The following is a 26,961-nucleotide window of genomic DNA, read 5'->3' on the forward strand; positions in this document are numbered from 1 at the left end:
ACCTCCATGTCAATCGATACCCGACACCCTTTTGACGACCGCTTTTCCAGTACGCACGGCGATCTGCGCGAGCGGATCGAGAGACGCGAGTCACTGCGGCAGCGCGGCGCCGACCTCTGCTTCATCGCGCTCAAGGGCGCGATGTTCCTTGCCTCGTCCTACCTGATGGCACTGGGGCTGCCGCTGCTGTTCTTCCTGCTGCTCTCGGGCGGCCATGCCGACGCCCTGTTTGGCCATATCGCCAATCTTGCCGAGCGTTTCCTTGCCGCTGACGTGCTGCGCCGCGCCAACTTCCTGAGCGAGTTCAAGACGCTCCTGATCGGCGCAGCGACCCTGGTCGTGATTGCGCGCCTTCCCCGCTTCATCCGCGATCTCGACCGCGAACTCTCGGGAGAAAAGTTGTGAAGAACATTATGGCAACATTGCGCCTGCGCGAGCGGCTGGCATCAATCAATCTCACCGCTGCCGTGGTCGGCGCCGGCATGATCGGTCAGACGCTATGGGGGATTTGGGCGACCGACAAGCTGCTCACCCTGGAAAGGCGCGAAGTCGTCACGGTCCAGCTGAGCCGGATCATGGGCGACTTCATCGAAGCCGAAGCACGTGCCGGTCGGCCGCCCGAAGAAACCAGACTGCGCGTCCAGGCCTACCTCAAGGCCGTGGAAGCCTCGGTACAGAAGCTCGGCCGCGAAGGCCGGACGGTCCTCGTCGCCGAAGCCGTTGTTGCCGGGAGCACGCCGGACCTGACGCAGTCTGTGCGTGCCGACGTCGTGCGCCGCATGGGAGCACTTCCCGATGCAACCCGCTGATCGCTTGATCCGCTCGGCGTCTGCGCGCCCTCTCGCGCGACGCCTCGTGCTTTGGGGCGGGCTTGGCGCCGGGGCGCTGGCGCTCTCCTCGCTTGCCGCCTTCGCGCAGGGCCATGCGCTCATGATCAATGTGAGCCCCAGCCTGCCCTACTGGGCCATCTGGGTCACGCGGGGGGCACCCGTGCATCGCGGGGACATCATCCTGTTCGACCCGCCCACCTCGCCTTTGTTGGTCAAGCATTTCGGGGCGAAGCCAAAACCGTTCGGCAAGCGTGTAAGCGGTGTGCCGGGCGACATCGTCACCGAGCAGAACCGCATCTTCTTCGTCAACGGTGAGGCCGTGGCGCAAGCCAAGCTTTTGAGCCGCCTCGGCGAAACGCTGGCGCTTGGACCTACGGGGCGCGTGCCGAAGGGCTGCTACTTCGTCACCAGCGAACACAAGGATGGCTTTGACAGCCGCTATGCCGCGATCGGTTGGGTCTGCCGCCCACGTATTCTCGGGGTCGGGAGGCCGATCCTGTGAGGCACCTCACTTTGCCGGTTTGCGCCACGGCGCTTGGCATTGCCATCGCACCACAGGCAATGGCTCGCGATTACGGCCAGCACGGCGCGGTATGGCCGGTCATCGAACCGGACCTGCTTCAGCAGATCCATGCCAGGCTCACCCAGCTTGAGAAGACCGGCGAAACGGCCCGTCTTAATGAAGAGCTGAAGCGGCGGACCATCGCTCGGGTCAACCGGCCCGAGCCTGTCGCAGGCATCTCCCTCGCCTCGGCGCTCCGCAGCTGGCGCTTCGATCCGACGATCACCGTGGAGCGCGATATTGCCGACGACAAGGGCCGCGTCATCATTGCCGCAGGCCGCCAAGTCAATCCTCTGGATACCGTTCCGCTCCGGGCTCCTCTCGTCTTTCTCGACGGCGACGACCCGGCACAGCTCGCCTGGGCCACCCGTCGCTATGCCAGCACGAAGGCCAAGCTCATCCTCGTGCGGGGTGCGCCGCTCGAACTCATGAAAGCCCGCCAGCGGCGCTTCTACTTCGATCAGGGCGGCAGCCTCGTGAAGCACTTCGGCATTCGCGCGGTGCCGGCAACCGTCGAGCAGCAGGGCCGCGCGCTCATCATCACCGAACAGCCCATGCCTCTCAAGGAACGTGCGCCGTCATGAGCAAAAGAAAACGCCTTCTGTCATGGCTTTGCGGAGCACTTCTGCTCACCAGCCTGAGCGTCATTTCCAGTGCCCCGGCCCAGGCTGCGGCCGGTCCTGGCCGCTGCACCGGCAAGTTCGTCAATCCGATCACGGACATCTGCTGGTCATGCCTGTTCCCGATCTCGATCGGCGGCCTGAAGATCTGGCCGTCGAGCCGTCCCGATACGAGCAACCCGGCTCTCCCCGTTTGCCTCTGCGGCTTGCGGCCGGGCATCGCCATGGGGTTCTGGGAGCCGGTCCGGCTTGCCGACGTCAGCATGAAGCCGTGGTGCTTCGTCAATCTGGGCGGGATGAAGCTCGATCCGGGGTTCGACATCGGCTTCAAATCGATGGCGGGGCCATCTGCGGTCGGCGGCAACACCCAGTACAATTCGCAGTGGCATGTCCACTGGTATGCTTATCCGCTGATCTACTGGATGGAGATCGTCGCCGATTTCCTGTGCCTCGAGTCCGGCTCGATCGACATCCTCTACATCACCGAGATCGATCCGCTCTGGCAGGACAGCGAACTCACTGCGATCATCAACCCTGAAGCGGTGCTGTTCGCCAATCCCTTGGCGCTTGCGGCCTGTGCTGCGGACTGTGTGGCGGCAACGGCCAAGCTGCCGACCGACGAGCTGTTCTGGTGCGCGGGCTGCCAGGGCACGATGTATCCGCTCAACGGCAATGTCTCGGCAACGATCGGCCATGTCCAGGCGTCACGGCTCGCGCTCGCCCGCTTCTCCTACAAGCTCCACCGCGAGCTCGTCGCCTGGGGGACGATGGGCAGCAAAGGGCTTTGCGGCAAATACCTGATGCCGGTGATGCGCAAGCAGCAGTACCGCTTTCAGGCCACCAATCCCAATCCGCAGACCAAAGGCCGCTACGCCTGCGCAGCCCTCGGTGCCTCCACCACCTTCATGTCGGGGACCCAAGTCTATCCCGCCATTGGCGAGGACATGGGCTATCTGGTCTGGCGCAAGCGGAATTGCTGCGCGCTATGAAAAAGCTTGCCTACCCTCTTGTAGTCGCTTCGCTTTCAAGCCTTGCCGCTTTGGCGGGAGCCTCGGCACAGACGGCCGAGCCGGACCTCGATCTGGCTGCTATCCGGGCGCGGGCCAGTGCTGGTGCCCCCGATGCCGACGCGCTGTCTGCCAATGCCCGCGCCAGAGCCGAAGCCCTGGCGCGGGAGGCGAGGACCAGCTCCGACGAGGCCGAGGCGCACGCCCGCCGCTACACGCGTGAAGCCGCCGCAAACGCGAAGCCTGGTGAGGCCAGCACATTCGATTTTGACCGGATGGTGGCCGACGCCGGCACCATGACCAGTGATGGCATGGGCGAGGCTCCGAGGTTCATCGCCTTTGCTTCGCTATCGATGCCGCCTGCGGCGCTGCGTGCGATGATCGACGACGTGACCAGGGCTGGCGGTGTTGTTGCCTTGCGCGGGCTGCCCGGCAACAGCGCCAAGGCTCTCACGGCAGCATTGGCCAGAGTTGCCAAGCCCGGCGAGCAGCTGGACGGCGTCGGCATCGACCCGCGGCTGTTCCGCGCCTTCGGGATCGAGGCGGTGCCCACCTACGTCGTCACCAGCAGCGACTTCGATCTGTGCGACGGATTCAACTGCCGGACGCAAGTTCCGCCGCACGACCGGATGAGCGGCAATGTCAGCGCAGCTTACGCGCTCGAGACCTTCGCGCGCGGTGGCGGCCCCGGCGCCTTGCTCGCCGCCCAGCACCTCGCACGTCTTGAAAGGCAGGTTCCATGAAACGATCGGTCCTCTCGCTCGCTGGCGTGGGCGCGCTTCTGCTCGCCCTCGTCGGCCAGCTCCACGCCCAAACCACAACCGATGCTGCCAAGGCCGACGGCAAGGCTTTCGGTCGGGACAAGGCAGCCTCGGCGCAAAGCGCGGCAACGACGAACCCGGATGCGAGCCGCATTCCCAATTTCCGCGGCACGCCGAGTGAGGCAAGGTACTTCGACGATCCTGACCGGATGAGCCGCGAAGCGGCGAGCCAGGCGACGACCAACGCCGGCTACAAGGCCATGCGGGATTCGATGGACCGGCGCGCCCGGTTTGCGCCGCAGGATCTCGACGCAACGATCGCGCGCAGCAATGTGATCAGCGATGACCCGCTCGCCTATACGAGCGGAATGGCCATCGGCGGTTCACAAGGGCGGTGCGTGCCCTTGCCGCCGGCCAGCGGAACCGCGGCGCGCTACATGGCGACCTGCAATGTCGGCTATACGGCGACACAGGAAACGCGGACCTGCCCCGTGACGTTGACCGCGCGTGTCGAGCAACTGCAGGTCTACGGCTACTATTGCGTCGGTGGCAGCGGTGTGGACCCGGCTTCGGTCTACAATTGCAACCGCTACCCCGCGCCGCAATGCACTGTCACGCAGTCCTATCCGATCAACCTTTGCGATCCCTATTTCGGGATCACCTGGGGCTGTAACTCGGGCGATCTGAGGGTCGATCTCGTGAGTTGCAAGGCGCCGGTCGATGGCGCCACGCCCTACACGGTGACAGGCGAGAACGTCGTCACGACCTCGCGCGATGAAAGCCAGTGTGCTGGTCTCGCGGCCGATACCTCGTGCCAGCAGGACACCGAGACGTGCACCGACAGCGATCCGGTGACCCGCATCGTCGATGGCATCGCCGTGACGCAGCCTTGCTGGGCTTGGAGCCGCAGTTACAGCTGCGCGCAGTTCACTGAGGCCCAGGACTGCCAGACACTTGAAGCCACGCCGGGCTGCAAACTGGTGCGCGAAGACTGCCTCGCGGGGGAGCCCTGCCGCACCTGGGAGCGGGTCTATGATTGCCCGGTCCCAGACCAGCCTGCGACGACCGGCCAGTTCATCTGCGACGGCGACGTCTACTGCATCGATGGCTCGTGCGAGACCATCCAGCGCGAAGCCAACGACGAGTTCAAGGATGCCGCTGTCGCGCTCAATGCGATGGCGCAGGCCCGGCGTGAGTTCGATCCCGACACGCTCACCTTGTTCAAGGGCACGCGCAACACCTGCTCGTCCAAGGTCTTCGGTGTGCTCAACTGCTGCAAGGGCAAGGGCTTCCCGCTCATCCCCGGCATCCAGCTGCTCGTCGCGCTGGGCTGCAGCCGCGAGGAGATGCTGCTGCATCAGACGGATGCGCAAGGGTTGTGCGCCTACGTCGGCACCTATTGCTCGTCCTCGTTCCTTGGCGTGTGCCTGACCAAGCGCAAGGTCTACTGCTGCTTTGAATCCAAGCTTTCGCGGATCCTTCAGGAGCAGGGCCGCCAGCAGCTGAAAAAGCCCTGGGGCAAGCCGAAGACCGAGCAATGCCAGGGCTTCACCATCGACGAGTTTGCCCGGCTCGACCTCTCGAAAATGGACTTCAGCGAGGTCTACGCCGAGTTCACCGACGCTGCCCGCCTGCCTGACGAGCTGCAGGCCACCCAGGACATCCAACACAAGATCGAGGACTACTATGCCCGCGCCCGCCAGTAAGGCCGCGTGGCGGCTGCTCGCCGCCTGCGCGATTACCAATTCCGTTTTTCAGTTTTCTCCGGCGACCGCCCAGCCCGTCGCAAGCCGGACCGATGTGCCGCCCAGCGCACAATCGGCCGAGCGCCAGGATAGCTTCTATTGCGAGGAGCGGCGGCTCGGATACTGGTTCTACTGCGAGCGGCCCAAGAAGCCGGAGCAGAATTCGCCTTCGCCCGGACCTGCGGCCAGCGCGACCAGCCAACTTGACGCGATCACGGCGACGTTGCGCGAACTGAAGGCCAAGGCGATCCTCGAGCCGACGCCAGCCAATGTGACGGCCTATATCCGGTTCCAGCGCGCGCAGCTCGACCGGGCATCGCTCTTCAGCGACGTCTGGCAGCGGGCGATCTGGCAGGATCCCGAGCTCGACTACACGCTGCAGCGCCCGGTCTCGACACTTGGCAAGCGCCAGTGGCAGGATTCGCGAAGCGCGGAACGGAACGCTGCGATGGCCCAGCTTTCCGTGCGCTACGGGCTGTTCTACTTCTTCGCCCAGAGCTGCGGCGCCTGCGAAGTCATGTCGCCAATCGTGCAGAGCGTTGCCTCGACCTGGCATATCGCCGTGCGCGCGATTTCCACCGACGGCGGCCCGTCGCGGCATTTCCCGAACTACACGGTCGAGACCAACCAGCGCAGCCGCATGGGGCTCGAGCCCAAGATCACACCAGCGGTCGTGCTCTGGGACGCGCGGACCGGCCGCCCCATTCCGATCGGCTACGGCGTCATGAGCGCCGACGAGCTTCAGGACCGGATTTACCTCCTCACATCGAAGGAAGCTGGACGTGACTACTAGGATGAAAAGAACCGTCGCTGCGCTTCTTGCAGCCGCCATCCCCTTCGCCCTCCCGCTGTCTGGCGCATCGGCCGACGTCGGCAGTTCGATGGACTCGTTTCTGAACGACGTCGGGGGCGCTGCCAACGTCAACGGACCGACCGCGTTCCAGGGGCAGTCTGCTGGCTATTACAGCCTCGGCAATGTCTGGACGCGGTTCCCGCAGAAGACCACCAACATCGCCAATCTGCAGTTGCCGCGCGCTCGCGCCGGTTGCGGCGGCATCGACATCTTTGCGGGGTCCTTCAGCTTCATCAACGCGAGCGAGATCGTCGCGATGTTGAAGGCAGTCGCGAACAACGCTGTCGGCTTTGCCTTCAGCCTGGCGATCGACACGGTCTGCCCGGAATGCTCGAAGATCATGCAGGAGTTCAGCCAGAAGGCTCAGCTCATGAACAACCTCAACATCAACTCCTGCGAAATGGCGCAGGGTCTGGTGGGCGGGATCTGGCCGAAGGGCGACCTTGCCGACAAGGCGATCTGCGAAGCGATCGGCAACTCCGAGGGCATCTTCACCGACTATGCCGCGGCCAAGCATGGGTGCGGCACCAGGGGGCAGCGATCGAGCACGACCGCGCAAGGCTCGGGCAAATACGATGACGTCAATCCGGGCGTGCCGCGAAACTACACCTGGACGATCCTCAAGAAGTCGGCGTTCTTCTCGCCGGGCGGCCGGTTCGACGAGGAGCTCGCCGAATATGCCATGACGCTGCTCGGCACGATCATCTACGTGCCCCCCAAGGACGACGAGCCGGGCAAGTTCGTGCCGATCGTCGGTGAGGCATCGTCCACCCTCGTGACTTCGCTGCTGGATGGCACTTCGAATGGCAACGTCCTCATCTTTGACTGCGACGAGCCGGAGAAGTGCCTCAACCCCGGCTTCAAGTCGCTGAGCCTGCCGGCATCGAAAGCGCTGCGACCGCGGGTGGCCGCGCTCATCGGCGGTATGGTTCAGGCCATCCGCGACGACACCGCGATCAGCGAAGAGCAGAAGGAGCTGCTGCAAGTCGCGTCCATCCCACTCTACAAGATCCTGACCGTCCAGGCGGCCTATGGCCGCGGCATGCCGACCGACGACCGGGAGACCCTGGCCGAGATCGCTAGTGTTGATCTGCTGTTTGCCGTGCTCGACCGGATCGTGAGCGAGGCGGGCCGCTCGATGTCGAGCTTCATCGGGGCCGACGAAGCCAAGATCGCGATGTGGCAGAACCAGGTCAATGTCGTGCGTCAGGCTCTCGCTGACCGGCAGGCCAACACGCATCTCAAGGTCAATGCGGTGCTGCAGATCATTGAGAAGACGGCGTTCATCGAGAACGTGCTGGCCGCCTCGATGTCGCCCGGAATGGCCGCCTCGCTGGACTGGTCTCGCGGCGTCCAGAGCCGCGCCCTCACCCACTGACCGGGCCAACCACATCCAGGCGGGATAACAGACATGGTCGAGATTTTCACGGTCGGCGGCGGGGACTATCTGGTCAACGTCTTCCAGGCGGTCGCCGCCTGGACCGGCAACGGCGGCTACAAGAGCCTGCTCCAGGTGGTGATGGTGATGGGGCTTGGCCTGTCCGCCCTGACACTTGCGTTCAATCAGGACTGGCGCGCCTGGATCAACTGGTTCCTCGGTGCCACGCTCATCTACTCCTGCCTCATGGTGCCGCGGCTCGATGTCCATGTGACCGACCGGCTCAATCCGAGCCTTGCCCCGGCCAATGTCAGCAACGTGCCGCTGGGCTTGGCCTTGATGGCGAGCTTTACCAGCCAGGTCGGCGACTATCTGACGGGCTCGGCTGAAGTGGTGTTCGGCCTGCCCGGTGATCTCAACTATTCGAAAAACGGGATGATCTACGGCGCGCGGCTCTACGATGCGACCCGGTCCTTGCGGATTTCCGATCCGGAGTTTGCTGCCAATCTCGACGAGCATTTCCGGCAATGCGCGTTCTACGACGTCCTGCTCGGCCGCTACTCGATGAAGGAGCTGGCGGAAACGGGCGACATCTGGGCGACAATCGCGCCGGGAAGCCAGGCGCGCGCGCAGCGATTCCTGACCCGGGATACCACTTCAGGCCAGGTGAGCTCAAACATCGTGACCTGCCGCGAGGCCTACGACACGCTCAATGCGCAGTGGGCCGGCCTCGTCGATGCGATGGGATCGGTGTTTGGCCGTCAGCTTTACCCCAACCAGACGGCCGCGCTCGCCAAGGCGAAGCTCTTTGCCGACCTGCCGGTGGCCTATCAGTACCTGACCGGCGTCTCGGCAAATGCGACAGAAATCTTCAAGCAGACGCTGACCATCAATGCGATTGAAGCTGCCATGCACTCGATGTCCGGCACCAGCGGCGCGGGCAATGTCGACGTCTACGCGCAGACCCGCGCCGACATTCAGACCGAGCGGACCTATGGCTCGATTGCGAGCAACGCGATGAAGTGGGTCCCGCTCCTGAACGTCGTGCTGACCGTGCTGTTCTACGCGCTGTTTCCGGTGCTTTTCCCGCTGTTTCTGCTCCCGAAGACGGGACCTGTCGCACTCAAGGGCTACGTGACGGGCTTCTTCTATCTCGCGGCCTGGGGACCCCTGTTCGTGATCCTCCACATGATGCTGATGTACAAGGGCGCGGCTGACATGAGCGCGGTCACGGGCAGCAACGGCCTCAGCCTGGCGAGTTTTACCGGCATGGCCGACGTCAACAGCGATATCGGTCTTCTGGCAGGCTATCTCATCGCATCGGTGCCCTTCCTGGCAGGGGGTGTGGCCAAGGGCGCCATGGCGATTTCTCATCACGCGACGAGCTACCTCAACCCGAGCCAGAACGCGGCCGAGGAAGCGGCCCGCGAGGCGAGTACCGGCAACGTCTCGCTGGGCAACACCAGCTTCGAAAACTCGAGCGTTCTCACCCGCCAGTTCGCACAAGGCACGATCGCGCCAAGCTTCACCTACGGCGCGCCGCAGACTCGGACCTTCAGCGACACCGGAGCAATGACCACGAGCTTTCCTGACGGCAGCTACGACCAGATCCCGACCTCGAGCTATCCCTTCACGCCGACGCTGGGCCAGGAGTTCACGGCGCGCCTTTCGACGATGGCATCGCAGGCCCGCGCCAACAGCGAGACCTATGCGAATGTCGCGACGGAATCGACGACCAGCGCCGTGACGAAGTTCCGCGAACTGAGGGACCAGTTCAGCCGCGGCGCATCCTTCGAGAGCGCGACCGGCACCTCGAATTCCGACAGCATCCAGACCGCATTCAGCGAGGTCGATCAGGCATCGACCAGTCTGCAGCGGCAATTCGGGCTGTCGCGCAGAGCAGCGGACGACATCACTGTAGCGTGGTTCTTGAACGGGGAAGCTGGCGCGAGCGCCGGTGTAACGAACGGCGTCGCGTCCGCCAATATCGGCGCCAAGGGAGGGCGCAACCAAACGTGGACAGACAGCGACATTGGCATTGCATCGGAGGATCGCTCGCGGATCTTCGGTAGCTTGGCCCAGATGTCCGACAGCAGGAATTGGTCGAGTACCCGCGATGGTTTCGTTCGATCGGTCAGCACCTCGAGCAGCTCCTCAATTTCGAGCACGGCAAGTGGCATGAACGCGTCCCTCACCGAAGCGCAAAGCTACAGCCGCGAGGCAAGGCGCGCCGAGGAGCTTGCCAACCGCCTCGAAAGCCAGGCGTCTTTCTTCAAGGGCAACAGCGCGGCAGGAAGCCTCAATTTGTCCCAAGCCTACCGTGAATGGGGATTGGCCGAGATTGAGCGCAACCGAGACTTCTACGGCAATGTGCGGTTCGACGACGTGACCTTCCAGCTCAGTCCGGAAGGCCAAGCCTTGCAGGCCAAGTTCATTGAAGGTTATGCCGAGCAGCTTCGGGACGGGATCGAAGATCGCCTGGTTCTTGCCCCCGGAAAGTCCGTGTCCCGTCCAGCTATCTCTGACGCCGGATCAGTACGCGGGCGCGCGCAGACTGGCGGAGGCGGTTCCGGCTCAGTGCCCCAAGTGGGCGCCGGCGATCTCCATGATGAGGTACAAAAGGCTCAGGCTGCTGGTCGCCAGAAGATCGAAGGATCCAGGGGACGCCTCGACGCGGTCACTAAGGGAGCGCAGGGCGCAAGTGCGGAGGCCGCCGATGACGTCAAAGAGTGGTAGGCGTCAGCCCCTGAGGAGATCCCAGTAGATCACGAACCCCGCAAAAAGGGCGAAGATAACTACGACAATGATGCTCAGGATCCGCGACCACGGATCAGCCCAAGCTTTCTTGATCCGATATTCTGTCAGACGGTTTTCGCGGATTGCCTGATCGATTTCAGACAGCCCTTCCCACTTGCGGGTTCCGTGCGCCTCGGCGCTTTCAATGTCGAAATTCGTCATGATGGCGTTCATCTCAGGTCTCCTTGGAACATAGCAGAAACGAGGCCGAGGGACAGGAAATTCTGACCCCCAGCAGCTGATGCAACCTCTCCTCAACTTCCAAGCTTTCCGCGATAGAGATGCGAACAGATAGGGAACACATTTTGCTTGTAAAGCGTCTCTTTACGCGCCACAGTGCCTCAAATCAGCTCGGGGCGGAAAGGCTATGTATGCAAACCGATAGCAATCCATTGTTATGTGGCCATCCTGGAGACTTCCTAAAAAGCGCAATCATCGAGGCCAATGGCTTGTCAGTGACGGATGCCGCTCAGGTTCTTGGCGTGACTCGCCCTGCGCTTTCTGCACTGCTTAATGGCCGCTCGGATCTCACGCCTCAAATGGCGATTCGAATAGAGAAGGCGTTCGGCGTCTCCATCGAGCAGCTGATGGAGATGCAGACAAGTTTTGACATCGCGGAAATCCGAAAACGAGCCGACGAAATCATTGTAGCGCCATTCAGGCCGAAAACGGCTAGGGCACGGCCAAGGGGGAAGATATGACAAATCCCATATCAGCTGCACGCTTGAAAAAGCCCGCGACGGCCGACTCAGCCGCAGCGGTCGACGTCAAACGTGTCGAGCTGGCGCGCGCCCGTGTTATCTCGAGGGCTTGGGCAGAAACAATCCCGGAGACACGCCGCACCAGCCAGGCAGCCCTTTTTGCCAGAGCAGCCATTGAGGCATTTGCCGCCTGCGTCGCGCCTGAACTGACCCTCAGTCCTCCCTTCGTGACTGTGCGGGCAAGGTTGGACGCGACCCCGCGCCAGCTCGCCACATCCATCGGGCGCGAGGCGGCGACGCTGCCGACCCTAGAAGGTTGCCACTTCCTAACCAGTCTCTACACAACCCTGTTACCAAGGAAGGAGCGCAGCGCCCTCGGGGCATTTTACACGCCCCCGGCGCTGACTCAGCGCTTGCTCGATCTCGCAGATGAAGGGGGCGTAGATTGGTCAAGTGCACGTGTGCTCGATCCGGCGAGTGGTGGGGGTGCCTTCCTGTTGGAAGTTGCCGCACGCAAGCGCCGGGCGCTTGAAAAGTGCGAGCCGCCTTTTGTACTTGCTCATCTCGGGACTCATCTTTCGGGCCTCGAACTCGATCCGCATGCGGCGTCACTCTCCCAGGCCGCGCTTGAAATCTTCCTATCTGATCTCAGCATGGCGAGCGGCCGCGACGCGCCCGTCTTCGTGAAAGTCTGTGACTCGCTGGAAGAAACGCCGGTGGCACAATATGACTTGGTAATCGGTAATCCGCCTTATGGGCGCGTGACGCTCTCCGCCGCGCAGCGCTCGCGCTATGCACGCAGCCTTTACGGCCATGCCAATCTCTATGGGGTGTTCACAGACGTTGCGCTGCGATGGACGCGGCCGGGCGGGGTTATCGCTTACTTGACGCCCACAAGCGTCCTGGGCGGGCAGTATTACACTGCCTTGCGCCAGCTTCTCGCAGCCGAGGCTCCGCCTGTCGCGATTGATTTCGTGCATGCGCGCCGAGGCGTCTTCGAGGATGTGCTCCAAGAAACCCTCCTCGCGCTCTACCGGAAGGGCGGAAAGCGCAATGCTTTCCAGGTCCATTATCTCCATGTTGATAATGAGGGCGAGGCGCGCTTAACTAAGAATGGCAAGGTCGGTTTGCCGGAGGCCGCTGGCGCGCCCTGGCTCGCGCCGCGCGAACCCGGTCATGTTGGGCTTATCAAAGCGGCAGAGGGCATGGCCTCGCGCCTCTCTGACTGGGGATATGGTGTTTCGACCGGCCCGCTCGTCTGGAACAGGTTCAAGCCGCAGATGCGGACTCGCGCGGCGCGTGGGCTGCTTCCACTGATCTGGGCAGAGGCGGTGACAACCGACGGGCGTTTCGTTTTCCGTGCGCAGAAGAAGAATCATGCGCCCTACTTCAAGACGGAGGCCAGTCATGACTGGCTCATTGTCGATCAGGGGTGCGTCCTCGTGCAGCGGACGACGGCCAAGGAGCAAGCGCGTCGCCTCATCGCCGCAGAGTTACCACAGGAGTTCATTGACGCGCAGGGCGGCGTCATCGTCGAAAACCACTTGAATATGGTGCGCGCGATCGGAAAGCCGAAAGTGACCCCCGCTGCCGTTGCCGCCGTGATCAACAGCGATGTAGTCGATCAGGTGTTTCGCTGCATTAGCGGGAGTGTCGCTGTGTCGGCGTTTGAATTGGAGGCCATTCCGCTGCCGCCTGCCTCGGCCATGGCGGAAATCGAGCGGCTTGTCGCAAACGACGCTCCGCGTGCAACAATCGAGAGGGCTCTGCGCGGCCTCTATGGCCTCAAAGCATGACGCTCCCTCCACTCCTACCGTGGAAGGAAATCCACGCGCGCTTACCGGAAATTTTCCCCGAAGGTTCCGCAAACCGCGAGCATTCGATCTGGGAGATCGCAGCCAAGACGATTTTTGTGATGCTCTACGTCGGCGCTGTGGAAGGAAATGGAGCTTGGCTCCGGCCTGATCAGGTGACGCGAATGACGGACGCGCAGGCGGCATTGACAAGTGCCGATGATCGCGCAGCTTGGGTGCCCGTCTCGATGAAATCCAGCAAAGGCTTGAACATCCCGGACCGTTGGTATGCGGTCAACACGCGGGAATCGATCCGGGACGATACGATCCGCTACGCTCTGCTCCAAAACGGCGCCGTCATCGATCGGCCGGTGGCCACCACATCGTCGGCAGGGAGGTATGCCCTACAGGCGGAGTTCGCGGAGCTATTTTCACCTGATCTGAACGAGGCGACCTTTATCGCCAAAGCAGCCGCGTGGCGCGAGAAACACCTCAATGCGGGTGCTCTCGCCCGCATCGCGATTGTGCGCAAGGGTGCTGCCGCAGGCGGCACTTACGAGCTGGTCACGTTCCCCAATGGTGAAACCCGCCGCATGGCGACCGGGCCGAGCGCTGATATCTCCAAAGCGGTTGTTGAGGTTTTTGCGCCAAAGTTCCTGCAAAAGCCTGGCGTGATCACGTTGAGCGAGAGCGGAAACAAAGTGGTCGCACGGGACGACGAGCTCGCCAAGGCAATCGGCCTGACCATCCCGGCCGACAAGAGTTTGCCCGACATTGTGCTGGTCGATCTTGGCCCAGCGCATCCGCTATTGGTGTTCGTCGAAGTTGTACATACGGATGGTCCTGTGAATGATGCGCGCAAGACTGCGCTCCTGCAAATCGCAGAGGGCGCGGGTTTTGCACCCCAACACGTCGCGTTTGTGACCGCATATCTGGATCGCGCCTCAGCAACTTTTCGAAAGACTGTGAGCAGCTTGGCTTGGGGCAGCTACGCTTGGTTCGCATCCGAGCCTGAAAGCCTTATGGTCTTCAGTGGCAAACCGCTTCAGATTGAGGGTGGCTAACGGCATGGCCTACTCAGACCATACTTTCGACAGCGGTGGCGCCGAGGAGCGTCAGCCGCGCGAGGGAACCAAACAGGCACTGCTCGTCGCTATGCTGTCACAGAAGACCGGCGTGACTATTTCAGAACTCGTCGATGCCACGGGCTGGAAAACCAATACGGTACATGCCGCACTCTCAACTTTCCGAAAATCTGGAAAAAATATTGTTGTAGAAAATATCTCAGCAAGGCGGATTTATCGCATCCACAACAAAGGCCAACGCTAAATAATAGGAGGTTTCATTAATAATATCTACATGCTCGATAGATTTGGAACACTACTTTAATTTTTGGAATTTCCTGACGGAGCTATGAGCGCCTTCACCCTCGCCTGCGTTGTCAAGCGCGGTCGCCGACCTTCTCGCAAATCTTTCACAAATCGCGGGTCTCCAACCGCCAACCGACCAAAGGTGCTCGGCGGCGTGCGTGTTTGTGCCAGATATGCCTCGATCTGCTCCAGTAGCTCCATCGCTCTCGACTCGCTTTAAGCTTGCGTTCTTGCTATGTTCTTACTAGGAAGGCTTCCTAGAGTCTAGGATCGATTTTCCTAGGTGCCCGCGATAGGACTGGCAGTCATGGACGACGCACGGAGAGCCCTGGACGAATTGATCCAGCAACGAGGGGTAAATTACTCCTCGGTTTCGCGCCTGTTGGGGCGCAATGCCGCTTACATCCAGCAGTATATTCGGCGCGGCAGCCCGAGGCAGCTGGACGAGCAGGATCGCTCGGTTCTGGCCCGATTTTTCGGGGTCGATGAGAAGGTTCTTGGAGCCCCTGCCCGCCGCTCAGGCCCGGTGGTCGAGCTCGTCCATGTGCCTTTGCTCAATGTCGAGGCATCAGCCGGCCATGGCGCTCTGGCCGAAATGGAAGCCAAATCCGCGCAGTTCGGCTTCGACGAGAAGTGGCTGCGCCGACTCACCGCGAGCAAGGCATCGAGCCTCTCGATTATCGCGGTCCATGGCGACTCCATGGAGCCTACCCTCCACGATGGCGACGAGGTCATGGTCGATCTCGGGGATGGCCAGTCGCGGCTGAGAGACGGGATCTATGTGCTGCGCATGGATGACATGCTGAGCGTAAAGCGGATTGCCCTCGAACCACAGGGCAAGCGCGCGTCAGTTCTGAGCGACAACCCTGCCTATCCAAGCTGGCGTGGCCTTGAGAAACGCACGCTCAATATCGTCGGACGGGTTCTCTGGTTCGGGCGGGCGCTCTAAGGTGGTCTTCTGATGCTTGCCCTCCTTGCCGCTTCGATCGTCGCTTCCGGGCAGACCTTTATCTGCACACCCACACATGTCTGGGATGGTGACGGTCCGGTCTGGTGTGCGGAAGGCCCTCACCTGCGGATCGCGGGCATCGCGGCCCGGGAAATGGACGGCACGTGCCGCACCAATCAACCCTGCCCCGATGCCACGGCGATTGAAGCGCGTGATGCGCTCGTACAGCTGATGGGCGGTGCCAAGGGAACAATCTCGACCGGTCACGTGGTGGTCAGAGGTCCGCGGCTGACATGCCGTTCCGAGGGGGCCGCTGGCGGCAACAGGACCGCTGCCTGGTGCCGTCTGCCGTCAGGTGCCGATCTGTCATGCGCCATGATCAAGACCGGCACTGTCCTGCGCTGGGATCGCTATTGGAAAGGCCCGGCTTGCCGGTGAGCAGCACCACGCATCTGACCGGCATCGTCGAGCGGGCAGCAAACGGTCCGGTGCTGCGCACCGATGGTGGCGGGACCTGGGATCTCGACGACACCCGCCGGGTACGCAAATTCATCGGTGCCCGCGTCGAAGTGGTCGGGGAGCGTTCGGGGTTCAACGGATTTGCTTGCGACCAGATATGGCCTGTCGGACAGCCTCGACCGACTGCCTTCAAACTACGCCTCGAATTCCTCCTTGCCGCAGCCTTCGTCGCCTACGGTCTCTACGCGGCGGTTGGCGGTGTCGTCAGCCTGCTGGGCTGATGCTGAGCGACTGGGAGCTTTGGGCCTGCGCCAACCATGTCCTGCAAACTCATGGGGACAAGGCTCCCTTGCACGTCGCCGAGCAGATTGGGGCGCTCGCACTTGCTGGCGACGAGGCGGGCATTCGGACATGGCAGGCTATCGCCAAGCGAATTGTTCAGCTGAGCTCCAACGCCCCGGACCGGCCACTACAGTAACCCTCCTCGGGAAGACTACCAGTTCATCCGATCGGCGACAGATCGCCCAGAAACAGGCACGGCTGCGCGCCTGGACCGCCATGGCTGTCGCCTTCGATGGTGAAACCGCGCATGCGCTCGACAAGATGACGAGCCAGATCGACCCTGGCGCTGCGCTGGGCGCGTGGATCATCGGCATTGAGACGAACGAGCGTGTGCTCCGGCGCAACGGCCAGCGCGACTTCGAGATGGGTGAGGAGGATATCATCGGAGATTCGGGGCATGGGCCAATGAGAACAAATAAAGAACTACGCGTCAACCGGCCATGTGCGGACGCTTGGGGACAGCGGGACGCTAGATGCCGATCTCGAAAGGCTTGGTGATCGACCGGTCAAGCTCTGGCGGCGTGCGTTCCGGTGCTGGAGCCACACGATCTTTGGCCTGCCCTTTGGCTGCCGCATCGCGGAGGAGATCGACCGTTTCCAGCGCCGAGCGCTTCATGCCGGGGTTGCGTTCGACCGCAGTTTCAAGCTTGCCAGCATTGTCGACATATAAGGTTAGGCCATCACGCAGCCGCGTGACTGTCACCAGGAACGTCTGCTGATTGGCCAGATTGCGCTCGCGGCTGTCCATGACAGCAATGCCGCGATCGGAGGTCAACCCCTGCGCCATATGGGCATTGAGCGCATAGGCAAGATCGAGACGTCGCAGCATCGGGTCGCCCTGCTCGAGCCTGTGCTCTGCGCCCAAGGATGTCTTCACCACGACAGCCCCTTTGTCGACTGCGACAATCCGGGCCTGGTCGGCATTGAGGAGGCCCCGCTGGTGATCGGTCTCGGTCCACCGGACCTTGTCTCCGGTGTAAATGTCGAGGGCGCGAACTTCGAACAGGCACAGCGGATTCTGCTCACCTTGCGGCCTGATCTGACCGGGACGAAACTCGAACTGGCGGCCACGCGCGTTCTCCAGCGTGACCCGCTCGCGTGCCACATCGGTTCCGAACACACGGTATTCGCCTGCTGCAAGGCCTTGGCTGCGCTGACGCCGCGCGACATCGACCACCATGCCGGGCGCATAGGTGCTCGCATAGCGCAGCTCCTCGCGGGTCACATTGACGCGGGACAGGGTCTGAAGCCGCATGGTTTCAGGACCAAGCTCGCCGCTCGCTTTAAGGCCGGTCTGCACAGCATCGTTCACGGCGCTGCGCAGGTTTCGGCCTGAGGCATAGATAGCGGTTGCCTCGCGCTCGGCTGTCGACAGGGACAGCCAGGCTGCGGCAGCTTTGACAGCAGCATCATTCCCCGCCTCGATCACCTGGGGTGCCAAATGGCGCATGGCGTCTTCGATGCGCCCTTCTTGCGCTGCCAGTTGGGCTTCACGCAGTCCTTCGCTGCGTGCGCGAAGATTGGTGCCCATCACCGCAGTCTCAATGCCGGCCTGCTGCATCACATCGAACGGCTTTCCAGCATCGACTGCACCGAGCTGCTTGCGGTCCCCGATGCTCGCAAAGCGGCCGAGTTCGAGCAGGTTGGCGAGGCGCACCAGCTTTTCCTTGTCGGCATTGCCAACCATCGATGCCTCGTCGAGCAGCACGACGGTGCCGCGCATGTCGGCCCGCGCCTCGGCGAGACGGTCCGAGTCGGCCCCTTCAAGGAGATCGCGGTGCCGGGCGAGGAACCGCGACACTGTCATCGAGGCAATACCCGTGTCGCGCTCGAGCATCTGGACCAGCGTGTTCTGCACCGCGAGCCCGAGCACGCCCCTACCCTTCTCGCGCAGGATATCGGCGACAGGTTTGAGGACCGTGCTCTTGCCTGCGCCCGCGACGCCCTGGATCGCGACGATCCGGTTGTTCGAGCCAAGCAGCAAACGCCCTGCCCCTTCCTGTCCAGCGTTCAAGGTCAGCCCGTATTTGATCTGGGACAGGGCCTGCAGCCGGGACCCGGCAATGTCGGGAGAAACAATCGCCGGTGCAGCGCCGCGCCCGTCTTCAACCCCGGCGATGATGCGTTGTTCGAGACTGATGGCATCGCGTGTCGTCAGCAGTTCCCGGTCGGCGCCCCTGCCCTTCTCCAGATACCCTTGGCGGAGAAGCTGGTCGACGCGGTGCTCGATGTCAGCGAGCGAGGTCGGGAGCGAAAAGCCAAGCGCCGCACGGTAGATCTCGGGCCGGGTGAACGCCGCCTCCCGCTCGCCCAGATGCCGCACAGCCGAGGCGACTGCATGAATTGCGGCGACCTGCTCGACACTGCGATTGCTCAGTCGGGCAGGTATCAGTGGGTCACCTTCGCGCAGGCCGAGCCGTTCGGCAAAGGAGGTTGCAAGGTCCTGAACATTGCGGACAAGCGCGCGCATCGTTGGCCTCAAGCCGGTCACATTGCCAAGATCCTGCGCACTGCGAGCATTGGCTCTGGCAATCACCGTGGCGGGATCAAAGCCCAGCCTCGCGGACGCTTCCTGCCACTGCTGCGTCAGCGCATCGCGATCTTCGATCCGCCCCTTGTCGGCCCGGGTCATCAAGGTTGCAGCATCGAGCACGCCTGGCCCTGAAAAGTTCATCTGGGCGGCCGCATCCAGGATTTCCGCTCGCCGGGAACTGAAGGCATCACGAACCGCCTTGGGCACCCCGACGGCCTCGAAATTGCCGTGCTTGCCGAACTCACCGACCTCGTATCCGAGCTTTTCGACGCTCAGACGAAATCGCGCCATCGTCATGGCATTGAGCAAAGTATTGTGCTGCCAGAGCGTGTCATTGCGCAGCGCCCGCCATTTGCCGTCGGCCCCTCTCGTCACATTGGCAATGACGGCATGGAAGTGGGCGTTGGGCTCCTGGTTGCGGTTGGTGTCGTGCTGGAAGAGCGCGATCGCAAGGTTGCCGGTCTGGACGGCACGCTCCTTTCCGCGAACCTCCATCCGGGTCTCGGCAAGGTTCTTCTCGGCCCACCGCAGGGTTTCCCGGACAGCCGCAGCGTAGGCATCGAGGATGCGCTTATCGTCGCCCACCAGAGCGAGGACCGACCAGCTCTTCGGCATCGAAAAGGTGAGATCGGTCCCCGCCCGGTGCGCCCGGTTGTCACTGCCCACGCGGCTACCATCGGGCAGCAGTCCCTTAAGGACCGCCTCGAATTGCCGTGCGACGACGGTACCAGTAAGCCCGAGCGCGGCAGCGCCCTTCCCCATCCATTCACCTGAGCGATCGGCATCAGCCCGCGTGTAGTAATTGTCGGCAGCGAAGTAGTTGGCCGCGCCGCCGGCGGTGCGGACATTGGCTACCGATAGCATCGATCGGTCCGCCATCCCGAGGCAGTCAGCGACATGCTCACATCTCCATATCGCCAAGATCGGGACCAGTGATCGGCGGGGGCTCGTGCTCCCGCAGACCATCCTCGATCATCAGCTTGCGCGCGGCGGCATCGCTGGAGCTTTGGCTCTTCGGGTTATCCGGCTTGCCCTGTTGCAGCCCTTCGGTTCCGGGCGTGCTGGCCTGGGGCGTGCCCTTGGGAGAAGCCGACTGATCCGGGACTGCAGCGGCTTCGCCTGTCGGGAGAAGTGGGCGGGCGGAAGGTCCAGCTTTTCGCGCACGCGCATCGGTTCTGGTATTCGACTGCTCCTTCCTGGCCTTGCCCGCCTTGTCTTGCCCTGAGCGAGCTGCCGGTTCCCGCTCCTTCGACGTCTTGCCAGGTGGGTGTTCCACTGCTCGTCCAAGATCCTTGGCTGGCGCGTCTGGCTCCTGTTTCGGCGCGGCTCGCGCACCCTGATCCAGGGCCAGCTCTCCCTGCTTTGGGACGACCGGTTTGCCGGCGCCGTCGTCGTTCGACGAGGGACGCTCGCCGCCTATCGGCGCTGCCTTCTGCTCGGCCTGCTCCGCCGCCGGATGGATCTCCGTGACCCTTGCCTTCGGGCTGTCCTTGACCCTGGCGATGAAGGTTTCCGCCCGCTTGGGTCGGTCGACGGGCTTCAGCTTGACCGGTGCGGCGGGAAAGCCATCAGGGAACTTGATGTACCCCGACAGGCGCGGCAGGTTCATCAGCTGGTCGGGCAGCAAGAGCGGCTCGATGTGCTTGCGCGGGGTGAGGCTGACCGCATCGCGGGCATTGTTGTAGCCATAGGTGTAGCCCTCTTCCATGTCCCTGACCTGGAGATGGCCGATGAAGTCGGAGCACCAGGTGGCGGTCTCGCGGTCGGCGGTTCCAAGGATCAGTTTCGTTCGGGCGAGCGATGCCAGCGTCATCGCCATGTTCTCGCCGTAGACCTCCTTGAGCTTGGCATAGGCGTGCAGGCCAAGAACAATCGCGCCGCCGAAATTGCGCGCCGTCTGCAAGCCTTTCTCGAGGGCTGGCAGGCGGTGCAATGCGCCGAGCTCATCGACGAAGAACCAGCACTTGAGATCGCGGGTACGGGGCATCGTCATCAGCGTGTTCATGGCCGTGTCGAGCCAGAGCGTGAGCAACTGCGCGCAGACGCTCATGTCGACATAGCGGGCCGAAATGAACAGGATCGAGCCTTCGCTTCTCGCGCTGTCGGCCCCGTCCTCGATCCACTGGCGTACCGAGAAACGAGGACCGGCAGCCGGGAGCAGCTTGAGCGCCTTGGCGTTAACGTTGAAAACGGCCCGGATCGATTCCGCCATGCGGGCAGCTTCGGGCGCAGTCAGCGGATCGGCGATCGTACCGCGCATCATGGCATGAACGCGCGACAGGTCTGCGGTCATCAACTCACGGGCCAGGGCGTCGTTGGTTGCCCTGCCCTCGGCAACGAGTTTGAGGCAGAATTCGACGAACAGGGCCCGGGCAGCGATCACCCAGAACTGGGCTTCACCGCCCCCGTCGTAAGGTACGAGGGCGTCCGCAGCGGCCCAGAACTCACCTTCGGAACGGCATTCATCGAAGAGGCTCCACTGGGGGCAGCGCGCATCGAGCGGGTTCAGAATGATGTCGCAATGGGCAGCATGGAAGTGCTCGATAAAGGTCCCGGTCAGATCGAAGACCACGCAGCGCTGGCCCTTGGCTCTGGCTTCCGCAATCATGTCGGAGATCGCCACGGTCTTGCCCATACCGGTGGTGCCAATGAGCATTGCGTGGCTTTGTTCGAGCCGCCAGGGATAGGTGACCGTGGCGATATGCGATGGCCGATAGGGAAAGACCCGGGCGATCTCTCGCGGCAGACTGAGGCGCCATTTCCAGCCCAGTGCAGTATCGAGCTCACGGGTGCGCTCTCGCCGGTTGTGCGCGGTCAATTCATCGACGAGTTCAGGGAGCGTAACCAGCATCGCGCCGCGCTCGTGTTTGCGTTCTTTGGAGCGGCCACCGAACCGCTCGGCGAACCAGTAGAAGACGGCAAATGCGGGGACCAGCAGGAATCCGGACCGCCACAAGGCACCGGTCAGAAGCGCCATGAGCTTCTCCCACGCATGGACCACCGGGGGGTAGTGGCCGAGCTGGGCAATCGGAAACTGGATGGTCGCGCCAAAGGCGGTTTCCAGGGTGACCTGTTTGGCGGGATCGAACTCCATGAAGCCGTAGATGGCAGCGTAGATCCGCATCCAGACGAGATAGACTTCGTGATCGGTGAGGCCTGCCGAAATGGTCCACCATGAGGTCCATGAGATCACGAGCGCGGCGACAATCAATGGGCCCTTAAGACCCGCCGCGAACATGAAGCTGAAGTGTCCGAGCAGCTGACTGCCACGCGTGAAGTTGACGAGATTACGCTTCATCGGAGCCTCCCTCGCCAGCGGCTGTGGAAAGACCGAGTTCCTTGCATTTGCGCACGTAAGCCTGGTGCGCCCGACCGCGCAGCGCGTGGTCGGGGTGCCCTGCCAACAGCGCATCAACCCCGACCATAAGGAACACCGAGCGGCGGGAAATGCGCTCAATGGAAGCGTCGAGCCGCGAGGCAAGCTCGTCCTCGGTGCAGGCATTGGCGAGCAAGGCGCGAACCCACTCGCTCATGCTGATCCCCTTGGCCTTGGCAGCCTTGCGGATAGCCAAGCTAAGCTCGCTGGAGATGTAAACCTGGAGACAGATTGGCCGTGTCATGCACGGACTCCTTGTGGTCAGGAGCCCGATTCACACTGCGAAAGGCAGGATCGAAGCTAAGTCAGATTCAAGAACATGTCAAGAACATATGGACCTGTGGAATTCCGCCATTCTCGGCCTCGCCTTGGTCAAATCCACGTAACTCCGCTGGCCCCCGTCACTTTTGACGGAGAAGCTGCCATTTCACAAAATTCGCTCTATTCCTTTGTGATTGCATATTTTTTCTGCCCACCTTTCCTGCGACCCGTCGCGTAGGGTGTGCTCCTAAGTCCCCTGCTGCGAGGACAGGAACCAGCTATTGAGCCTGTAACGGATGATGCGGTTTGTGACCCCGAGAAGCGGCGGCGCTTAACAGGCTGCCGTCGCCAGGATCCTGATAGGCATCGGCAGGATCGGCGCCTATGATGCCGGTATAAATGAGGGCGGAAAGGAAGCGCCGCATGGGCCAGGTTACATTGAGCGCGACACCGAAGGGCAACGGCTTCCAAGCGACAGTCACTTACCCGAACGGGGTGTCGATCAGTTCTTCCGAGGCTTTCCCGACGCAGGCAGAGGCAATCGAGGCCGCGGCATTGAAGGTCCTGGATATGCCGGAGCGGCTTACCGATCTCGACCGTCCCGATATCGCCGAGTGACGCTGGCGCCGCGCCTTCCCGGACCGGCTGGGATCTGCCGCAACGGTCTGCGAGCAAAAAGAAAGGAGGAAGCCCTGATGGACTTCCTCCCAAACCGGCGGGTCAGAATTCCTCGCTGAGACGGCCCGGCACGGTGTCAATAACCCGGTCCAGCATGGCCTTGGGCAAGGCACCGTAGTCGCCTTCATCGACCGCGATATAGCCTGCCTCGTCATCGGTCAGGACGTACTGCGTGTAGTAGCTGTGAAAGGACCGGGCATGGGCCTGATCCAGCGCAGCAACGAAGGCTGCCTGATCGGCGGCGGGACCAGCAGCGGCAATGTTCAGTGAAGCGTACATGATCTTTCCTCCTGATGTTCGATGCGTCGCATCAGGAGCTGCGAAGGATGTGGGTGACGGGCTGGGTCAGGGACCGCAATAGCGGCCGCGAAGCGGCGATGGGGGCAACGATTTTTGCCGGGCTTGCCCGGTAAAAATGGTGGGGCCCCGTCGTCCTTGACGCAGCCCCAAAACCCGCATCACACTTGGTCTTTCTGCGAGAGAGACCTCTCCCACGCCTGCGCAGAAGCGCGACGCCTGCCCCACAAACCATTTTCCTACATGACCCCGTAGTGCCAAGATCGTCAGCGGAGGGGACCAACGGCCAGCGAGAAGGAAGCACTATGGCCAGGTCCAAACCCACTGCACGAGATGCCTTGAAGAAGCTGCGTGAACAGCGTGCCCAACTTGAGAACGAGGAGGCACGTCTCCGCGAAGAAGCAGCGACCGAACTCGGCAGGCTGCTGATCGAGTGCGGCGCGGAGATGATCGAACCGGCACAGTTACGCCAGATCGTTCGCGCATCGATGGCGCTCGGGATCGAGGAAACGCTGAAGCGAATTGCTCCCGCGTAAGCCCAACCCGGCGGCGGCAAGGGGTTCGATGCCCCGCGCCGCCGCATCGCAGGCGTACAAAAGAAAAGGCCCCGATGGCGACTGCCACCGGGGCCTTGTCGTGAGGTGAGGACATTCAGTCCTCGTCGATGTCGGGAGCGCCCTCGTTGCTACCCGAACGGCCCTTGGTCAGGAAGTCGACCTTGTCAGCGATGATCTCGCAGCCGTAGCGCTTGGCGCCGCTCTGATCTTCCCACTGGGTGTAGTGGATGCGCCCTTCGACCGTCACGAGCTGGCCCTTGGTGCAGTACTTGGCGACATTCTGGCCCAGGCCGTTGAAGCAGGTGATCCGGTGGAATTCGCTGTCCTTGGCGGTGTAGCCGTTTTCGTCCTTGTAGGTCTTGCCATCCTTGCGGGCGGGACGGTCGGTGACGACCGAGATCGAGGTGATGCTGGTTCCACCCTGGGTGGTGCGGGTTTCGGGGTCGCGAGCGATGCGGCCAACGAGGATAACGAGATTGGTCATGGGCTTTCTCCTGATCGAGCATTCCGGGTCCATCCCGGCTGCAAACCCGAGCAGAAGCGCCCCGCGGCGAAGCGCACCGAAGGGGAACCCGGAACTGGTTCGGGTGGTGCGGGCAGCCGGGCACGCAGCATTGCGCCGAAAAGTGGGAACCGGTTTTCGGCACCAGCGATGCGCAAAATCGTGCCCGGCAACTCGGCCGGACCTGATCCGGGTTGCGCGTCTCGACGGGGGGTGTTTCAGGGACAGGTTTGCATCGAAGCCGGGTGGAGCTGGATGCCTTGAACAGGTCTGCCCTGTCTCGTTTCCCTCCGGTCTTGGCAGGATCATCCACCCCGCCCCTCCACCGGAGAACCCCCTCTTAGATCACGGTACCGACCGCTTGAGCAGGTGGCACGCTCCTGGGCGCAACTGCTTCACCGCGGCCAGGCATATCGATCGTCACCCCTTCAGCGCCGTCCAGAGGGTTGCCGCGAAGCATCCAGGCCTGCGGCGTGATCAAGCGCGCCCAATCGGCAAATGAGGGGATCGAGCCCAAGTCTTCGCGCACGTGCTGTTCGCCGACCAGACGCACCGGAACGACCCGGCCATCGGCATTGATGAGGGTCTCGCCGAAGATCGCCTCCAGCATGAATATCCCCTCGGCATGGTGCCGCAGCGCGCGGTGCCGTGGGTCTGCCAGGATTGCCTTGGACTGGTCGAACCACTGGTGTAACGGGAGATAGTCCTCGACCGCGCCGCCCCATTTCCGGACCGACGAGAGGGCGTGGTAGTAGCAGTGGGCCATGCCTGGTCTCCTAGAGCTCGGTCGAGTGATCATCGGTCGCGGTGAAGCGCAGACTGCAAGCCAGCACGAACGTCGCCTCAGCCACATCAATCACCAGTTCGCCGCAGGCACCGTCGTTGATCTCCCAGCCAGGATGGTGACGTTCGAGCGCCAGGTAGGTCAGCTGTTCGAGTGCCTGCCCGAGTGATTGCGGCTCTGCGGAACCAGTACGATCAACGCTGTCTGCTTCGCCTTCCATGAGGGAGACTTCCGGGCACGGGATCCCCGCGCCGGCTGTATCGAGGCATACACATTCTTCAACGACACCGCTGTCGCCGCAGCCGTCAAAGCGGATCTCGACACGGGCGATGCCGGCTTCCTGCAAGCGCGGAAGAATGGCGACCTTGAGCTGCTGAATCTCTTCGACCACCTGGGTCTGCCGCTCGGCCTGGCGAACGGCAAAATCGGCCATCACAGCCTCGATATCGATCATGAACTGCCTCCTGTAGAAAGGAGCCAACGACCTCCGCTGGCTCAAACTGACAGGCGCGCGCCTTTCCTCTGAAGGACGACGCCAGCGCCGATCCGGCGCTGGCGCGAAGACCGACAGGGCCTTAGTCGGTCCTGACCGAAGAGTTCTTCGGATTGGTACCGAGGGGCCCGCGCCGATCGACCACGGTGATCCGCCGGGCCTTGGCTTCGATGACCAGACGTTCGAGCACGCCATTGCCTGGAAAGGCGATGACGTAACGCGGCTCAAGCGAGAGCATCCGCTCGTTGCGCTTGAAGCCAGCCCGGGCGCCCAGCCGCATGTCGAGCGAGAACGTGACCTGAGGGATGCCTCGACGTTCAGCCCAGCTCGATGCCAGGCGGTCGACGCCCTTGGTGTCGCCGCCATGGATGAGCACCATGTCGGGCACGCGGTCGCGGACCTTGTCGAGGGTGGCCCAGACGTTGTTGCCGAAGGTCAGTGCATCGTCTTCGGTCGCATGACGGGTGCGCCCGCCAGCGAAGACGACCGGGGTTCCTTCGGGCACGGCTGCACGGCGTTTGGCCTCGGCACGGGCGCGCAGGAAATCGCGACCTTCGACGAGCGCAGAAGTCATCATGGCGCTGTGATTGAAGCGCGAACTGGAGACCGGCTTCCACGATGACCCGAACTCGTTGAGGTACAGGGCTGCTGCGACCTCGCGCATCTCTTCAAGCGCCAGCATCGCACTTTCGGCGCACTGCGCCCGCTCGACCTGGGTCTCAAGGTCATGGGTGTGAACCTCGGATCCATCGGCCGTAGCAATCAGCGCGCGGACCTCGTCGGTCGCCCGGTCAAGGGCCGTCGATTTGCGTTCCGCCGAGCGGTGAAAGATGTTGACGAAGGCCCAGCCAAGATCCTCGGCGTCGGCTTCAAGAGCGGTCCCGGACACCATGGCGAAAAGATCGGACCAGACTGCTTCGAGGGTTTGGACAACAGCCTCCCGGACCGGGAAATCGCTGGTCGATACGGGAGCGGGTCCAATCGAGAAGCCGGCGAGATCGAGCCCGGCGAGTTGATCGGCGAATGACGTGTGCATGGGGTGTCCTCCTGACTGGCGTGAGGCCGACGCACCCGTTCATGGCTGCGCCAGCGAGAGCCCGTCAGGGCCAGCATTCAGGCAGGGTTGCGCACCCGTGAGGGGAAACCCGGCTTGGCGGGCTGGCGCGGGCAGGCCTTGAGCCCTAAGGGCCAAGGCCCACACGGGCCCGACCAAGCCGGGTTGCGCAAGACTGGCGGCTGGCCCAGGGCCTCTCTCGCATGGCACCAGGCCATGGGCGGTCGGAACAGATCCATTGGCAGGGGTGCGCCCTATGC

General features: G+C 62.7%; 30 protein-coding genes. 20 read left to right on the forward strand and 10 right to left on the reverse strand.

Annotation, left to right across the window (positions count from 1 at the left end):
* Positions 1 to 6: 6 nt before the first annotated feature.
* The 10 genes from I2488_RS14275 to I2488_RS14320 are packed head-to-tail and all read left to right on the forward strand — an operon-like array spanning position 7 to position 10,492.
* The gene (locus tag I2488_RS14275) at positions 7 to 405 is read left to right on the forward strand and encodes a hypothetical protein (protein WP_196276493.1); all 399 of its coding nucleotides are present in this window, start codon (positions 7 to 9) and stop codon (positions 403 to 405) included.
* Positions 402 to 809, forward strand: a complete 408-nt coding sequence (locus I2488_RS14280; protein WP_196276494.1) for a TrbI F-type domain-containing protein — start codon at positions 402 to 404, stop codon at positions 807 to 809. Before I2488_RS14275 ends, I2488_RS14280 begins: the two co-directional genes overlap by 4 nt.
* Positions 796 to 1,332, forward strand: a complete 537-nt coding sequence (locus tag I2488_RS14285) for a S26 family signal peptidase (RefSeq protein ID WP_196276495.1) — start codon at positions 796 to 798, stop codon at positions 1,330 to 1,332. Before I2488_RS14280 ends, I2488_RS14285 begins: the two co-directional genes overlap by 14 nt.
* Positions 1,329 to 1,976 carry a type-F conjugative transfer system protein TraW gene (gene traW / locus I2488_RS14290; protein ID WP_196276496.1) on the forward strand — a complete coding sequence of 216 codons (648 nt, stop codon included), beginning with the start codon at positions 1,329 to 1,331 and terminating at the stop codon, positions 1,974 to 1,976. The genes I2488_RS14285 and traW overlap by 4 nt, the downstream gene beginning before the upstream one ends.
* Positions 1,973 to 3,001 (forward strand): conjugal transfer pilus assembly protein TraU, encoded by a 1,029-nt coding sequence (traU, locus tag I2488_RS14295; RefSeq protein ID WP_196276497.1) that lies wholly within the window; start codon positions 1,973 to 1,975, stop codon positions 2,999 to 3,001. Before traW ends, traU begins: the two co-directional genes overlap by 4 nt.
* Entirely contained in the window at positions 2,998 to 3,762 is a 765-nt protein-coding gene (gene trbC / locus I2488_RS14300) for a type-F conjugative transfer system pilin assembly protein TrbC (RefSeq protein ID WP_196276498.1), read from the forward strand. Before traU ends, trbC begins: the two co-directional genes overlap by 4 nt.
* Positions 3,759 to 5,486, forward strand: coding sequence for a conjugal transfer protein TraN (locus tag I2488_RS14305; protein WP_214652394.1), 1,728 nt, complete (start codon positions 3,759 to 3,761; stop codon positions 5,484 to 5,486). Before trbC ends, I2488_RS14305 begins: the two co-directional genes overlap by 4 nt.
* Positions 5,467 to 6,318, forward strand: coding sequence for a conjugal transfer protein TraF (locus I2488_RS14310; protein WP_196276499.1), 852 nt, complete (start codon positions 5,467 to 5,469; stop codon positions 6,316 to 6,318). Before I2488_RS14305 ends, I2488_RS14310 begins: the two co-directional genes overlap by 20 nt.
* Position 6,319: 1 nt before the next feature.
* Positions 6,320 to 7,756: a conjugal transfer protein TraH gene (locus I2488_RS14315; protein WP_196276500.1), complete on the forward strand. Its 1,437-nt coding sequence runs from the start codon at positions 6,320 to 6,322 to the stop codon at positions 7,754 to 7,756.
* A 33-nt stretch (positions 7,757 to 7,789) separates the two neighbouring features.
* Complete coding sequence (locus tag I2488_RS14320) at positions 7,790 to 10,492, forward strand: conjugal transfer protein TraG N-terminal domain-containing protein (protein ID WP_196276501.1); 2,703 nt, start codon at positions 7,790 to 7,792, stop codon at positions 10,490 to 10,492.
* A 3-nt stretch (positions 10,493 to 10,495) separates the two neighbouring features.
* Here I2488_RS14320 and I2488_RS14325 read toward each other — a convergent pair whose 3' ends face one another.
* Positions 10,496 to 10,726, reverse strand: coding sequence for a hypothetical protein (locus tag I2488_RS14325; RefSeq protein WP_196276502.1), 231 nt, complete (start codon positions 10,724 to 10,726; stop codon positions 10,496 to 10,498).
* A gap of 197 nt (positions 10,727 to 10,923) precedes the next feature.
* On the opposite strand from I2488_RS14325, the gene I2488_RS14330 reads away from it, so the two are divergent.
* From I2488_RS14330 to I2488_RS19635, 8 genes are all read left to right on the forward strand, one after another.
* On the forward strand, positions 10,924 to 11,253 hold the full coding sequence (locus I2488_RS14330; RefSeq protein WP_196276503.1) for a HigA family addiction module antitoxin: 330 nt from the start codon (positions 10,924 to 10,926) through the stop codon (positions 11,251 to 11,253).
* The gene (locus I2488_RS14335; RefSeq protein ID WP_196276504.1) at positions 11,250 to 13,049 is read left to right on the forward strand and encodes an HsdM family class I SAM-dependent methyltransferase; all 1,800 of its coding nucleotides are present in this window, start codon (positions 11,250 to 11,252) and stop codon (positions 13,047 to 13,049) included. The genes I2488_RS14330 and I2488_RS14335 overlap by 4 nt, the downstream gene beginning before the upstream one ends.
* On the forward strand, positions 13,046 to 14,110 hold the full coding sequence (locus I2488_RS14340; protein WP_196276505.1) for a BsuBI/PstI family type II restriction endonuclease: 1,065 nt from the start codon (positions 13,046 to 13,048) through the stop codon (positions 14,108 to 14,110). Before I2488_RS14335 ends, I2488_RS14340 begins: the two co-directional genes overlap by 4 nt.
* Before the next feature lie 4 nt (positions 14,111 to 14,114).
* A complete protein-coding gene (locus tag I2488_RS14345; protein ID WP_196276506.1) occupies positions 14,115 to 14,375 on the forward strand; it encodes a DUF3489 domain-containing protein in 261 nt (86 codons plus the stop codon).
* 348 nt (positions 14,376 to 14,723) lie between these two features.
* Positions 14,724 to 15,365 (forward strand): S24 family peptidase, encoded by a 642-nt coding sequence (locus tag I2488_RS14350; protein ID WP_007688341.1) that lies wholly within the window; start codon positions 14,724 to 14,726, stop codon positions 15,363 to 15,365.
* 12 nt (positions 15,366 to 15,377) lie between these two features.
* On the forward strand, positions 15,378 to 15,803 hold the full coding sequence (locus I2488_RS14355) for a thermonuclease family protein (RefSeq protein ID WP_196276507.1): 426 nt from the start codon (positions 15,378 to 15,380) through the stop codon (positions 15,801 to 15,803).
* Positions 15,800 to 16,105: a DUF5818 domain-containing protein gene (locus I2488_RS14360; protein ID WP_196276508.1), complete on the forward strand. Its 306-nt coding sequence runs from the start codon at positions 15,800 to 15,802 to the stop codon at positions 16,103 to 16,105. The genes I2488_RS14355 and I2488_RS14360 overlap by 4 nt, the downstream gene beginning before the upstream one ends.
* Positions 16,105 to 16,302, forward strand: a complete 198-nt coding sequence (locus I2488_RS19635) for a DUF6961 family protein (protein ID WP_246465680.1) — start codon at positions 16,105 to 16,107, stop codon at positions 16,300 to 16,302. Before I2488_RS14360 ends, I2488_RS19635 begins: the two co-directional genes overlap by 1 nt.
* Before the next feature lie 23 nt (positions 16,303 to 16,325).
* Here the strand turns inward: I2488_RS19635 and I2488_RS14365 are convergent, their stop codons facing one another.
* The 4 genes from I2488_RS14365 to I2488_RS14380 all read right to left on the reverse strand — a co-directional run bounded on the left by I2488_RS14365 (position 16,326) and on the right by I2488_RS14380 (position 22,232).
* Positions 16,326 to 16,565: a hypothetical protein gene (locus I2488_RS14365; RefSeq protein ID WP_196276509.1), complete on the reverse strand. Its 240-nt coding sequence runs from the start codon at positions 16,563 to 16,565 to the stop codon at positions 16,326 to 16,328.
* Positions 16,566 to 16,635: 70 nt separating this feature from the next.
* A complete protein-coding gene (mobF, locus tag I2488_RS14370) occupies positions 16,636 to 19,563 on the reverse strand; it encodes a MobF family relaxase (RefSeq protein WP_196276510.1) in 2,928 nt (975 codons plus the stop codon).
* A gap of 37 nt (positions 19,564 to 19,600) precedes the next feature.
* Entirely contained in the window at positions 19,601 to 21,997 is a 2,397-nt protein-coding gene (locus I2488_RS14375; RefSeq protein ID WP_196276511.1) for a type IV secretion system DNA-binding domain-containing protein, read from the reverse strand.
* Positions 21,987 to 22,232 carry a hypothetical protein gene (locus tag I2488_RS14380; RefSeq protein WP_246465681.1) on the reverse strand — a complete coding sequence of 82 codons (246 nt, stop codon included), beginning with the start codon at positions 22,230 to 22,232 and terminating at the stop codon, positions 21,987 to 21,989. The genes I2488_RS14375 and I2488_RS14380 overlap by 11 nt, the downstream gene beginning before the upstream one ends.
* 527 nt (positions 22,233 to 22,759) lie before the next feature.
* Between I2488_RS14380 and I2488_RS14385 the strand changes: the two genes are divergently transcribed.
* A complete protein-coding gene (locus I2488_RS14385; RefSeq protein ID WP_196276513.1) occupies positions 22,760 to 22,954 on the forward strand; it encodes a hypothetical protein in 195 nt (64 codons plus the stop codon).
* 102 nt (positions 22,955 to 23,056) lie between these two features.
* On the opposite strand, the gene I2488_RS14390 is transcribed toward I2488_RS14385, so the two are convergent.
* Positions 23,057 to 23,293 carry a hypothetical protein gene (locus tag I2488_RS14390; RefSeq protein WP_196276514.1) on the reverse strand — a complete coding sequence of 79 codons (237 nt, stop codon included), beginning with the start codon at positions 23,291 to 23,293 and terminating at the stop codon, positions 23,057 to 23,059.
* A 356-nt stretch (positions 23,294 to 23,649) separates the two neighbouring features.
* Here I2488_RS14390 and I2488_RS19640 point away from each other — a divergent pair, with 356 nt between their 5' ends.
* Positions 23,650 to 23,847, forward strand: coding sequence for a DUF6437 family protein (locus I2488_RS19640; protein WP_246465682.1), 198 nt, complete (start codon positions 23,650 to 23,652; stop codon positions 23,845 to 23,847).
* Between the two features lie 115 nt (positions 23,848 to 23,962).
* Here I2488_RS19640 and I2488_RS14400 read toward each other — a convergent pair whose 3' ends face one another.
* The 4 genes from I2488_RS14400 to I2488_RS14415 form a co-directional block, all read right to left on the reverse strand.
* Positions 23,963 to 24,352 (reverse strand): single-stranded DNA-binding protein, encoded by a 390-nt coding sequence (locus I2488_RS14400; RefSeq protein ID WP_006966186.1) that lies wholly within the window; start codon positions 24,350 to 24,352, stop codon positions 23,963 to 23,965.
* A gap of 358 nt (positions 24,353 to 24,710) precedes the next feature.
* A complete protein-coding gene (locus tag I2488_RS14405; protein ID WP_196276516.1) occupies positions 24,711 to 25,136 on the reverse strand; it encodes a DUF6915 family protein in 426 nt (141 codons plus the stop codon).
* 10 nt (positions 25,137 to 25,146) lie between these two features.
* Entirely contained in the window at positions 25,147 to 25,608 is a 462-nt protein-coding gene (locus I2488_RS14410; RefSeq protein WP_039338504.1) for a DUF6878 family protein, read from the reverse strand.
* A 121-nt stretch (positions 25,609 to 25,729) separates the two neighbouring features.
* Entirely contained in the window at positions 25,730 to 26,683 is a 954-nt protein-coding gene (locus tag I2488_RS14415) for a DUF2493 domain-containing protein (protein ID WP_196276517.1), read from the reverse strand.
* Positions 26,684 to 26,961: the final 278 nt, after the last annotated feature.

This window comes from Novosphingobium jiangmenense (genome assembly GCF_015694345.1).
GTDB classification, from domain to species: domain Bacteria; phylum Pseudomonadota; class Alphaproteobacteria; order Sphingomonadales; family Sphingomonadaceae; genus Novosphingobium; species Novosphingobium jiangmenense.